Genomic DNA, 13,168 nt, shown 5'->3' with positions numbered 1-13,168 from the left:
ATCCATCTATCAAACAAGGTAAGTGCCAACCTGAAAAATGGATTCCCGCCTTCGCGGGAATGACCGTATCCTTAACTTAACGGCAATAAATTTACCTACGGTTGTCCTGGTTGGTTATTATGGCTTCTTGTCTCGTCCGGCCTGCTTTCTTCCTTCTTAAACAAATTATGTCTTCCTATCATTACTGAAGCGGGTTTTGTAGTTCGGATTCCTAACAGGCTTTCAAGGCTATTTTTGAGTACCTGAAAATTATTTTTATCCTTAACTTGCGCTTCTTTTAAAATTTTATTGACAACATCCGGAGTAACCTTCTCCTTTTTTAAATCAATTTTATTCTTTAGGGTGTCTGGCAAGACAGTCAATAGCGATTCCACTAATTTTTGATTGTCTACTGTCGTCAGGCTGCCAGTCAGGTTCAAAGCCGCTGATAAGGTTTTCTGCAGTCTGCTGCCGCGGGCGTTAAGCGCAGGCCAGTTCAGGAAACTTTCTTTGGTTTGGTTAATGTCTTTGGCGGCAATTGTAGTCTGTGCTTTAGACAAAAGGTTGATCATTTCACCAATTGTTTCTGTACGCTGGAGCTGCCGTTGTAAGCACACTGCTTCCTTGCGCCGGCGGCCGCTGATAAACCAGCTATGACGTAAATAGTCTTCCAGCAGTTTTGTAACAGCGGTTTTTAATTGCGCGGCATCCACCATGGACTCATTTCCACTGGCATCGTGCATGGCTTTAAATAACAGCAGATAATTGCTGTCCTGAGCAATTTGACCTAACTGGCTCCGGCGATCAAAAAATCCTCGTGCTTTTTCTGCTGTTTTAAGTTTCTCACTGATAAATTCCTGATGCGCTTCGCGGATAAGCTGTTGCTGCTGGGGGTTTTGCAACAGATAATTAACATAAGTCAAGGTATTTTCCCCGACTTTTTTAGTATCCGTTTTAGCAAACAAACTGGTTAATTGCGCTTTAACCGCCTGTTTAACTGACTGCGCATCAACCGGCGCTTGCGCTGTACCGGTAAAGTGATAAGCAATAACACCTGGTGGAATGCAATCTGCCGTAGTCACTTCGGCTGAATAAGGACTGTACGTTTCAGGCTGCTGATGCCTGCCTGTTATAGTATTGAGCATGGTTTGCGCATTAAGGGATTGCCAGCCATTAACGTAAGCTGTCATTACCCGATTAAACTGCGCTGTTATCATGTCAGCAAATCGGGCCTGATTATAATCATTATTGCTACGCTGCTGGCGATACAGGTTTTCAATATTTCGGCTTAAATCTGACCAATGATTTTTAATGAATGCAGCTTTATCGATTGTAAACCGGCAGGTAGGCGTCTGACGTATTTGATTATAGCAATAGCCAAGAAAAGCAAACAATTCTTCATTATATGCCCGTTCCTTATTACTGGCTGTCTCAATTTCCAGAACAACATCTTTAATTTCTTTTCCGCCCAGCTCTTGTGCATTAAGAAAATAATAAATATCGCCTGGTGAGCCTTGTCTGCCAGTACGTCCGCTTTTTTGTTGTTGTTTACGGACACTGTCGACCGTTGTATGTACAATATCCATACCAATAGCGCGATCATAAGTGATATCGGTATTTCTGCCTAATGCCGGGGTTGTAATGGTTACACAGCCGGGAGCTGCTGCTTTTGCGACAACCTCTTTTTCATCGCCGACTCCAGTATATAATTGAATGTGAGCAACCCCCTTTGCCGAAAGTTCTCTGAACAGGTTTTCTGCGTCAGGAATATCTTTGCAAAAAATCACAATAGGACGTTGCGAGTTGGCTGCCGCTTTTTTCTGTAATAAATCCAGAATATTGGCTTGCTGCTGGTTCCGATCGAAATAAGCGACAGCTTGATGTTCAACCGCCTTTCTTTCCTGATGAGTCGGGATTTCTGAAAACTCTATACCGTAGATGGCAAATTGGGTTTTCAATTCATTTTCTGAGCCGGGTGTTCCTGTTGAGCCCCAAATGATGCCGTCTTTGCTGCGATAATAGTTTATGAAATTCAGGTTGATGCTGGACGTAATGGTTTTTGTTTCAGGTTTGATAACAAACCGTTTGCCATTACTTTCTGCATTTAATTTAGCGCATAATAATTGATGGGCGCCATCACCGTATTCTGAATCCTCGCTGACTTTGCCATCCTTCATTAAAATTTTAATTAAATGGCTCTGATGAGCGATATTATTAACCCTGACCATTTCTGTTTCAGGGCTAACCACATAATCAATTTTTTCTTTAAGCTTGTAATTAACAAGAATGGCTGATTGAATCCAGGTTAACAGCTGCTGATTATCAAATCGTGCGATAAACCGCGGTGAAACTTTATGGATTTTAGCTTTCTCAATAAGGTAGTTGCGCAGTTTCTCAATATCTTCTTTCTGAGATGTTTTTTGGCCATTTGCACTATTGACAAAGTCAGAGGAAGTCACAAACTGGTTAATCGCATCATATATCCATTCTTTCTCTGGACTTATACCCAGATTGCTTGTCCGTGCGCTGCGATAAACGGTTTTATCATCAAGAATAATATGGTCAGATTCATTTAACACGGCAGATATTTTTTGATGACCGTTTTCAAGTTCAATACCCTGCGCTTCTGCCCGGGCAAAAAATAACGCCAGCTGCGGAGTGCTGAAATTAATCCCGGTCGCTTTAAAACGATCAAAAGGCGATTGGGAAGTGATGGCTTGTTCTGAATGTGGAATTTCCAGGAATTTCAGTAATGGACCATATTTTTCAATATCACGGTTTGAATCGGCCTGCGATGAAGTGATGACATCAACCCGGTCGCTGTCTATCCAAAGCACAATTGCCTTCATCATATCAATCAGGCTTTTCCCCTGGCCAGTAGCAATATTGGAAATAACATCACCCTGGTGCATCATGGAGTCAATTACCGCTATCATCTGGGTAGATGTTGGAAATTGGCCGGTTGCACGGAACATTGCTTCTCGAACCAATCCCAGGGTATAAAGTTGACGCTGGAATTGGTTAAGGTGGTTATACTTGCCGTCTTTAATTGCTTTAAATTCTTCGCGAATGGTTTGGTTGGTTAACCCACACGCCGGTTTTCCTTGATATACAGCCAATTTCTGGCCAGCTTCATTGATAAACTGAAATGCTTCCATTAACTGTTGCCGGTACTCAAAAGTATAGGTGCTGCCATTAGATAAATCACGTAGATTATTGACTACACGTTTGAGCTGGCTGGTATCAAATTGTTCACTGATATTACGTTTGCCGAATGGCTGTTTTTCAAGATCCGTTAAAAATTGTTCGAAAGTGGCATTTGCAGGACGGTACTTTAGCGCATTCAGCAGGATAGGCGCATTAATAATCGAGCTATCATAAAATTGATTGAGCTGTTCGAGTTGTGCAAGAGGCATAGTTAACAATGCATCAGTCAAGGCAAGATAGTCATCTGCTGTGCTGGTATTATTGGCGTTTGCCCGTGATAATATGTGTAAAATCAAAGTGCTTTTTTCCTGGTGCCGACCAAGTTTATCTGCAAAAGGCGTCAGTTTTTGCTCGGAAGAAAGCCGGTCTAAAATCTGGGCAAGCGATTGATAATGCGTACCTGCCAGTTTGATGTGTTGCATGAGCTGTACCGATGTCGCCAAAGGTAAATTCGTACAAGATAAAATAAAGGTCAGGGCAGGATTTTTACTATCCTGCAGATACATATCGATCACGTTAGTTATAAATAAAGCATATTCATCAGCAGAACCCTTGTTAATTATTTTGACGCACTGCTCAATCATCGCTGTTGGTAAATTGTGGCTATTTAAACGGCTAATATGGCCAATTGCCGAGAGCCAACGCTCTTTATCCCCGATAATATGACTGTCTATTAACCCGTTAATGATACCCAGGGCGTTTCGTTGGGGCATCTGAAGCAACAGTTGGAACAGCGGCGCGGTAGTTTCATACGTTAGATCGGCAAAATTCAGTCTGGCGAACGCCTTCGCGTACTCTTGAATATTGGCGGTAACATGACTGTGGTCCACAATTTCACGCAGCATATTTGCCAGTTGTTCTACTTCTGCCATGATATGATTTAGTTTGGCAAAATCATCAATATCCGCAAAATCAGGCAGTTTTCTGATATTTTTACCAATGACTTCAATTACTGGGTTGTCGCCAGAAAATGTAGACTGGATATGGTAGTCTTTTAAACGATTTATAGTATCTTTTACAAAGGTCGAACCAAGTGCAACAATAAGCGCGCCTGACTCTTGCCATTTGGTATTTAATTGAGTTTGTAGTTCAGCAATCGACAGCTGATGTAACCGGTTGGCATCAGGATTGCCCTCGGAGTCTGTCATAACAAACTGGAGAAAAGCGGCCGCTCCCTGTTGTTGATAGACATCTAACGCCAACAACAGATTAATCAGCTCAGCTTTGACCTGGTAATTGTCGTAACAGACAAAATCCATTACAGCGGCGTTGTAGTCGATGTGATGCTTGCGAAGAATTGCCTCGACCTTTTGAGTTGAAAATTCTGTTAATTGAGAAACTTCATCAATGACTTCAGTCAGACTATCAATTCTAATAAAATCATTTGATTGCAATAATAACCTGAAACAATAATCAAAATTATTCGGTTTATTTTGCTGGGCTGCCGAGCATAAAAAATCACTGATTTTTTTTAGATAGCCTTCAGTTTTTTCAAGAGGGATGAAGTCAAAACCTCGACGATCACCTTGATAGTAAACGCCATTATTGCCATTAATTAATGTGCAGAACAACAATAAGTCATCACGGTAATTGGCTGCAATCACGGGATTTTGGACAAGGGAGTCTGCGCTATCCATGGCGAAATTAAGCGGCCATTTTAATGAGCCATACTTCCGCCGCCATTCCAGGGTTCGAAACACAGCATATTTATTTTTCAATGTTGCCTGCGCAACCCGATCAATAATATGTTTGGCGGTAAAATCCGATTTGTTATGCCTTCCTTCAAAACCCTCATATTCGGCTGAATTCATTCCGCCAATCATTCTGACCAGAGTGTACAGATCATCGGTTTTAAATTTAATGTCGCGGCTATATAGTTTTACAAGAGTCGTGTTTAAATATGCCAAATCATCCTGTTGCATAGACATAATCTGGCTAAACAGTTCCAGCAGATCTGCTTTAGGATCGTAGTTCTCGTGACATACAGCAAACAGAAGCGCGAACAGTTTTTCCGGGTAAATGATGCCATTGTAAAATTGATATTCATCATTTAGCTTTTCTAATAATTTTTCAAATGCATCTACTCTTATCGAGGATTGCTGCAATCCCAGGAAGCGATATGCAATCGCCAGCAGATCAGCGCGACTGATTTGTTGTCCTGGCATAAAACGGGTATATGAGTTTTCATCAAAGCGATGCCCTAAAGGTTCAAAAGTCCGAACTGCGGCATTTTTGCCGTCATGACGGTAAAAAGGAAGATATTTTGATTTATTTTCTTTAAATTCTTCATATCGTTTTTTACTGTAGGGATGTACCTTGCCTTGCTCTGATAATTGTTGAAATTCCTCGAGTGTTAATTTAATTTTATCTGTTTCAATAAACAGGCAATTTTTAATAAAATATTCGCTATAATGACTTGTTTTGGAATACTCGCTCAGTTGCTCAAGGGAAACATGATGATATTTCTGGTTAATATCAAATTCCCTTGCATTTGAGTGCGCTGGATTATATCCATGCCGCATTGTTTTCGATACGGTTTTATAGTGGCCAAATTCTGATGCATAGTAAGCGCCATAATTGCTTAATTTTAACCCCTTTAAACAGACTAATTGCTCATCCAGGTTTCTGGCATTTTTAAGGATAGTCAGCAGGCGCTCCATATACACGGCAGGGTGTCCGCCTTCAGGCGTTGTCCAATCAGAATTAATTTTGGCTATATCAACACGGTTTTTATCGCATAAAACACTTAATTCAAACCAGAATGCCTCAAATGCAACAATAGTAGCGGGTAAATCATAGAGCGAACTGCCGGTATTTTCTAAGAACTTGCTGAGGCATTTTGATTTATCCTGATTATAATCCTTCAATTTGTTCAATGTGTCTGCAAATAGCGTGTTATCAGCCAGATGATCAAGATGGCTGAAGTTGTCCAGATAATCAGTGACTATAACGCCAAGAATGGGATTTTTCTGGTTTAATTGTTCAATCTGCTGGTGAAAAGTAACGGTTTTGCTTTCGCCATGCCTGATGCCCAGATTAATATTGCGTGAATTAACATCTGCATGGATTAGTGAGCCAGGAAAATACAGCGGCGGCTCATCGTTGTTGAAATTGGTAACAGCCAGGGTTGGCGTAAACGGATTAAACGGGGTTAAATCGGCAAACTCATCATAATCAAGAATTAATTCGCCGTTGACCGTTTTTCTTAATGTAAATCCTTGGGGCAAACTCTTGATATTGAGAGTAACTAAAGCTTCAAGATGCTCTTTAACCATATTTGCCGCATCGGGCGTCATGAATTTGATGGCGTTAGGCAAATTGGCAAAACATTCGGTTTGCAGCAGGGTAAGTAATTTTTGGGGTTTATTGGCAGCCAGCTGCGCAAATTTGTCGTAGTCAACCAGCTCGCCTTGATAAACAGTGATATCCTGCACATTTGAATCAATATGGGCTTCAATCTGAACGTCTGTAGTTTCGTCCACTTCTTCGTTAACAGCCTCCTCGACGTCTTCATTTTCAGTGTACTGGACTTCAAGTTTCAGGTGGTCATGATAATTAATGGTAGAATTTGGGCTGCGGGAGATTAATTCTTTTAGTTTAATCGGCGCTGAGGCGTAGTCATCATCAGGGCTGACGAGTTGCATCTCAGGATGTGGTTCGCTATCCACAGAGGCTATACTGTTGCTTGCTTCCAGCAATTTCTTCATCATTTTTTCAGCGAAAAGGTGTAGCTTTTCATTCTCATCCCGTTTGAGTTTACCATTTGGATCAAGGTAGTTAAGGGTTATCGGGAAGAGCGCCGCATCGGCAATACTTTGATCGGCTAAGGTTAGAAAATCATTGTTCTCAAAGTCTTTTTGATCAAATATCAAATCAACGGCAATCATTTTTGCCTGATTCAGTTGTTTTATAAATGCCGCAAATTCCTGTGTTTTGACAATTTCCGGAGTCAGTTTGAGCTGAATTCGCTTAAATACGGAATTATCGTTTAATTGCCGGTAATATTCGCTAATTTCGGAAAGTACCGGTGGCGTAACCGGTTGTTGGATAACCAGCAGTAGCGGTGTTTTAAATTCTTCATACTGAGCTTGTTTTTGCTGAAGAAATTCGCGATGGCCGTTTGCTTCTGTAAGCAGTACTTTTTGCACCATTTTACTTTTCCCGGTCTAAATAATGGGCATATTATGCCATTAATTTAATTGTTGAGCAATTACTGAACTTATAGTCTTTAAGTGATGAATTAGCAAGGCTGATCAGATATAATCGCAACCAAAAAAGGGGGAATGGCGCATGTGTTTACTGATAACCGGAGCAGCAGGTTTTATTGGCTTTCATCTGGCTAGAAAACGGCTGGAACAGGGAGATGCTGTCATTGGAGTTGATAACCTGAATGACTATTACGATGTGAATCTTAAACTTGCTCGGCTGGAATTATTGAAACAATATCCCCGATTCAGTTTTTATCAGGCAGATATTATCGATGCTGCACAGATGAATGATCTGTTTCAAAAACACCAGCCCAAACGTGTGGTTAATCTTGCTGCTCAGGCTGGCGTGCGTTATTCATTAATTAATCCCCATCTTTATATTCAGTCAAATGTTGTCGGCTTTACCAATATTATTGAAGCCTGCCGTAATCATCAGGTTGAACATCTGGTTTATGCGTCTACCAGTTCTGTTTACGGCGCCAATACTCAAAAGCCCAATAGCGAGCATCATATGACTAATCATCCAATGAGCCTGTATGCTGCCAGCAAAAAAGCTAACGAGTTGATTGCCCATTCCTATAGTCATTTATACCAATTGCCAACGACCGGTTTACGGTTTTTTACCGTGTATGGTCCCTGGGGGCGGCCTGATATGGCATTTTTCTCCTTTACCCGGGATATTCTTGCTGGCAAACCAATTCAAATATATAACCATGGCAAAATGGAAAGGGACTTTACTTATATAGACGATATTGTAACAGGCCTGTCTGCGGCGGTTGATAAAATAGCCGCTCCTGATCCTGAATGGAATGGTATGGAGCCTGATCCGGCAAGCAGCAAAGCGCCTTATCGCGTATATAATATAGGTTGCAGCTCACCGGTAAACCTGATGGATTATATTGCCGCGCTTGAATTGGCGCTGGGTAAAAAAGCAGTTAAGGAATTTTTACCCCTGCAAGGAACCGATCCCTTGTCAACGCATGCCGATACAACTCGAATGAAGGAAGAGATGGCTTATCAGCCATCTATCAATTTTCAGGAAGGCATTGCTCGTTTTGTCGCATGGTATCGACAGTATTATCAATAGACTGTTTATTTGCCGCCAGCGCGCAGGTTTTTTTAAGTTCATGAATAATATTGTCTTTTTCAAGCCATAAGTTATTCAGCCAAAGCCTGAACTGCAACTGTGTTTCTTCGTCATTAACCAGATCCGGGTTGGAAAACTCTGCCGGGATAGCAACTTCGCGAATATCAACAGCTATAACGTCAATACGGTGGCACAGAAAATCCCACAGGGAATGATTTTCTTCAGAATAAACAATAGAGACGTCAATCAGACGGTTAATCGAATTATTTAAAGCGCCAATAACAAAGCTGATACCGCCAGCTCGAGGTTTTAGCAAATAGCGATATGGCGATTGCTGTAGTTCTTTTTTGCTGGCCGTAAAACGGGTTCCTTCTACGAAATTGGTAATACTGGCAGGGCTATACTTAAATAACGCCATTGCCTTACGGGTTGCCTCGAGATCTTTGCCGCGCCGGGATGGATTTTTTCTGAGATATTCTCGAGAATAGCGTTTCATAAACGGGCAACCCATGGCCCACCATGCAAAGCCCAATAAAGGCACCCATTTGAGTGAGTTTTTAATAAAAAACTTGAGCATGGGTATTTTGCCGTTAAAAATATATTGTAAAACGACAATATCAAGCCAGCTCTGATGATTGGCAATAATTAAATGCCAATCATTTGGCTTTAAATGCTCAAGGCCATTAACCTGCCAGGATACCTTCTGGGTTTTGCGGATCGCAATATTATTGACCTCCGCCCAATATTCAACAACATTATCAATAGCTCTGGTTAAGCCGACACGCCAGCGGGTTACCGGAATCAGTTTCAATAACCCAAGGCACAGAACAGGAATAAAAAATATCACGGTTGATACAATCAGCAGCAAAAGCGCCAACGCTGCTTTGATTTCACCGCCACTCTTTTTTTGATTACTCATGAAAACTCCAAACTCCAAATTTATTCAAGCGCGTGGTCAAGATCGGCAATCAAATCATCAATATATTCAATCCCGACAGACAAACGTACAAAACCATCAACTATCCCCAGCTGTCTGCGCGTTTCAGCAGGTACTGAAGCATGGGTCATAATCGCCGGATGTTCAATCAGGCTTTCTACTCCCCCCAGACTTTCAGCCAGAGTAAATAATTCACAACGGGATAAAAACCGTTTGGAATACTCAAGATCGCCTTTTAAAACCAGCGAGATCATACCACCAAACTCATGCATTTGCTTCCTGGCCAGTTGATGCTGCGGGTGGCTTTCAAGACCCGGATAGATCACCTTGTCCACTTTCGGATGCTTTTCAAGCCATTGTGCAAGGGCCAACGCATTGCTGCAATGTCTTTCCATACGTAATGGCAGGGTTTTTAAACTTCTTAATACCATAAAACTGTCAAAAGGCGCTGCAATCGCTCCGCAGGAGTTCTGCAAAAAAGCCACTTTTTCAATTAGCTCCTCATTATCGCCGACAACGACTGCGCCATTGATTATATCAGAATGACCGTTTAAATACTTGGTCGCAGAATGAACAACGATATCAATTCCTGACTCTAAAGGTTTTTGAATCCAGGGTGTGGCAAAGGTATTGTCGACAACCGTGATTAAATTATGCTGTCTGGCAAATTTGGCTACTGCTGCGATATCAACCAGCCTGAGCATGGGGTTGGAAGGCGTTTCCAGCCAGATCATTTTTGTTTTTGGGGTAAGCGCTGCTTCAAGATGATTAATATCAGTCATGTCGATAAACGAAAAAGACAATCCCGAGGTGCGGGTTTTTACCTTGTCAAACAATCTGAATGTGCCGCCATACAGATCATTCATGGCAATAACGTGATCGCCATGATTCAGCAGATCAACAACGGTATTGATTGCTGCCATCCCGGAAGCGAAGGCAAATCCGCGCTGGCCGGATTCCAGACTTGCCAGGCATTGCTCATAAGCAGTACGGGTAGGGTTGTGGGTTCGGGAATACTCATATCCCTGATGTATGCCGGGAGCGGTTTGCTTATAAGTCGATGTGGTGTAAATAGGCGTCATTACCGCACCGGTTGACGGATCGGCATGCTGGCCGGCGTGAATTGCTCTGGTATCAAAATGCAGTTTATTCATAATAAAAATCCCTTTCACAGGTTGGGTCGTTTTGACCCAACAAATTAAAAACACCCCTAAAAGCCACTCAAATCATAAATTAAGCAAAAAGCGCAATTTATGTATATAATTTAAGTGACACTACTTTTCTTGCGTAACCTCAGTTTAAGGTTTTGGAAAGTTGTAACTCAAGACAGGATATTTTAGTGAGGGATCGATGCATAGGCAAGAAATAGACTATCTCAAGGTTGCCTGGGCGGCTGAGAAAGTTAAAAAAGAGGGCAAAGATCCCTCTTTAACCAACATTTGCGAAGTCTTGGGTATCCCCGCCTTAACGCCAGAATTACCCTCGCTCCTTGAGAAATGGTATCACTCACAACCTGAATTCCAACGCTCAATCAATGTACCGCTCTCAGATAATATTAAAATTGAAACCACCAATATCCTTGAAAAAAATATTGAACTTGAAAAATCACTGTCATTGCTACGTGCAACCCTTGAGTCTACCGCTGACGGAATTATGATGGTAAACGGCAAAGGGCAAGTGGTTGACTGGAACCAGAAATTTGTCGAAATGTGGCGCATTCCTTCTCATATGCTTGAGTCTGGCACAGAAAGCATCGGTTTTGAATATATTTTAGCGCAATTAAGCAATCCCGAATCAGTTGTGAAAGACGTTGAGTATTTATATCAAAATCCTGAGTGGCAAGGTGAGTTACCGGTATTGCATTTTAAAGACGGCCGTATTTTTGAACGCTTTACCCAACCGCAACGTGTGGGTAATGAAATTGTAGGCCGCGTCTACAGTTTTCGTGATGTTACCCAGAAAAAAATGGCTGATGACGAATTAAGAATTCGTGAGCGTGCGATAGAAGCCAGTACGCACGGTGTGATAATAATTGATATTACCAAACCCGGCATGCCGATTATTTATGTTAACCGGGCTTTCGAGCGAATTACCGGCTATAGTGAAAAACAGGTTTTGGGTAAAGACATGGCTTTTATTCAGGGAGAAAACGAATCGGATGCGAACAGGCACCGCATTACCCTGGCGATTCGTGAGCAGCGTGAAGAAATTGTGGAAATGCAGAGCTTCCGCCGTAACGGCGAGCGGTTCTGGTGTGAAATGAGCGTGGCGCCAGTAAGCGATTCGTTTGGTAATGTCAGGCATTATGTCTGCATTATGAACGATGTAACTCAACGGCATGAAATGGAGGAGCAATTGGTAAGGCAGGCAACGCATGATTCGCTCACAGAATTACCCAATCGCGTTCTGTTGATGGATCGGGTTGATCAGGCCATACTGCTGGCGAGGAAAAAAGGTTCCATGCTTGCCTTTTTATTCCTTGATCTCGATCGTTTCAAAATGACCAATGATACTCTGGGGCATAGCGTAGGCGATAAGTTACTCCGGGCTGTATCCAATCGCCTGCTGATTGCAACCAGTGATTTTGATACGGTTACTCGTTTGGGCGGCGATGAATTTGTTATTTTACTGCAGGATATTACAAGTGAACGGCAAGCTCAGACAATCGCGGAAGAAATTCTGCGGCTGATAGAACGGCCCATTCAGATTGACCAGCACAGCCTTAAAATAACCGGCAGTATAGGAATAAGTTATTACCCTAAAGATGGGATGGATTATGAGTCATTAATGAAAAACGCTGACCTGTCTATGTACCATGCCAAAGATAGCGGCCGTAATAACTTTAAGGTTTTTGATCAGGAAATGAATAAACGGATCATTAATCGCATGCAGCTTGATAATGCGTTACGGGATGCGTTGAGAAAAAATGAATTTTATCTGGTATACCAACCGCTGATTGACATGAAGCAAAACCGGATTACAGGTTTTGAGGCGCTATTGCGTTGGCATAGCCACGTGCTGGGCCCCGTTTCACCGGTTGATTTTATTGGCATTGCTGAAGAAAATGGTCTGATTGTTGAAATAGGAGAATGGGTGCTGCATGAAGCATGCGCTCAGATAAAGCGTTGGCATGAGCAGGGTTACCCCGATCTGACGATGGCAGTCAATATCTCTGGCCGGCAGTTCCGGCAGGGAAAACTGGCGGATCAGGTTGCTGATACATTGAAGCAAAATAATCTTTCAGCCAAATATCTGGAGCTTGAATTAACGGAAAGCATGCTGGTAGAGGGTGTTCAACATGCGCTTGATACTATGTATCAACTGAAGGATATGGGGTTAAAACTTGTTATTGATGATTTTGGAACCGGTTATTCGAGCTTATCTTATTTAAAGCAGTTTCCGGTTGATAAGTTGAAAATTGATCGTTCTTTTGTGACTGAATTGATTAATGATGCGAATGAAGCGGCGATTGCCAAGGCAATTATTAATCTTGGCCACAGTTTAAATCTTGAGGTGCTTGCCGAGGGCGTTGAAACTGAAGTCCAGCGCGATTTTATGCTCAATCATAATTGCGATTTTGCTCAGGGATATTTTTATAGTCCGCCGGCAAAACCTGATGTTCTGGAAGATTTCCTGGCAAATTATTATTCAGAAAAATAACACATTTTTTTCCATGTTAGCATGACAGTTAATCAGATTTAGGCTAGATTTAAAGAATAAGGCGCTTTGTGTTCGTGGTCTAACAACGGG

Annotated in this window: 5 protein-coding genes; 2 read left to right on the top strand and 3 right to left on the bottom strand. The window is 42.0% G+C overall.

What is annotated here, in order from left to right:
* Nucleotides 1-95 precede the first annotated feature (95 nt).
* Nucleotides 96-7,337, bottom strand: coding sequence for a preprotein translocase subunit SecA (locus ACFORL_RS01635; protein WP_382340456.1), 7,242 nt, complete (start codon nucleotides 7,335-7,337; stop codon nucleotides 96-98).
* A 139-nt stretch (nucleotides 7,338-7,476) separates the two neighbouring features.
* On the opposite strand from ACFORL_RS01635, the gene ACFORL_RS01630 reads away from it, so the two are divergent.
* On the top strand, nucleotides 7,477-8,481 hold the full coding sequence (locus ACFORL_RS01630; protein WP_382340453.1) for an NAD-dependent epimerase: 1,005 nt from the start codon (nucleotides 7,477-7,479) through the stop codon (nucleotides 8,479-8,481).
* Here ACFORL_RS01630 and ACFORL_RS01625 read toward each other — a convergent pair.
* On the bottom strand, nucleotides 8,423-9,400 hold the full coding sequence (locus tag ACFORL_RS01625; RefSeq protein ID WP_382340451.1) for an acyltransferase: 978 nt from the start codon (nucleotides 9,398-9,400) through the stop codon (nucleotides 8,423-8,425). The genes ACFORL_RS01630 and ACFORL_RS01625 overlap by 59 nt on opposite strands.
* A gap of 20 nt (nucleotides 9,401-9,420) precedes the next feature.
* On the bottom strand, nucleotides 9,421-10,572 hold the full coding sequence (locus ACFORL_RS01620) for a cystathionine gamma-synthase (RefSeq protein ID WP_382340449.1): 1,152 nt from the start codon (nucleotides 10,570-10,572) through the stop codon (nucleotides 9,421-9,423).
* A 196-nt stretch (nucleotides 10,573-10,768) separates the two neighbouring features.
* Here ACFORL_RS01620 and ACFORL_RS01615 point away from each other — a divergent pair, with 196 nt between their 5' ends.
* Complete coding sequence (locus ACFORL_RS01615; RefSeq protein ID WP_382340447.1) at nucleotides 10,769-13,078, top strand: sensor domain-containing protein; 2,310 nt, start codon at nucleotides 10,769-10,771, stop codon at nucleotides 13,076-13,078.
* Nucleotides 13,079-13,168: the final 90 nt, after the last annotated feature.

This window comes from Legionella dresdenensis (assembly GCF_042649825.1).
GTDB classification, from domain to species: Bacteria; Pseudomonadota; Gammaproteobacteria; order Legionellales; family Legionellaceae; genus Legionella_C; species Legionella_C dresdenensis.
This window is presented reverse-complemented; position numbering and strand designations above follow the sequence as displayed.

Bases quoted from the DNA above. Each gene is read 5' to 3' on its own strand.
- ACFORL_RS01635 (WP_382340456.1), bottom strand. From the start codon at position 7,337: ATGGTGCAAAAAGTACTGCTTACAGAAGCAAACGGCCATCGCGAATTT.
- ACFORL_RS01630 (WP_382340453.1), top strand. From the start codon at position 7,477: ATGTGTTTACTGATAACCGGAGCAGCAGGTTTTATTGGCTTTCATCTG.
- ACFORL_RS01625 (WP_382340451.1), bottom strand. From the start codon at position 9,400: ATGAGTAATCAAAAAAAGAGTGGCGGTGAAATCAAAGCAGCGTTGGCG.
- ACFORL_RS01620 (WP_382340449.1), bottom strand. From the start codon at position 10,572: ATGAATAAACTGCATTTTGATACCAGAGCAATTCACGCCGGCCAGCAT.
- ACFORL_RS01615 (WP_382340447.1), top strand. From the start codon at position 10,769: ATGCATAGGCAAGAAATAGACTATCTCAAGGTTGCCTGGGCGGCTGAG.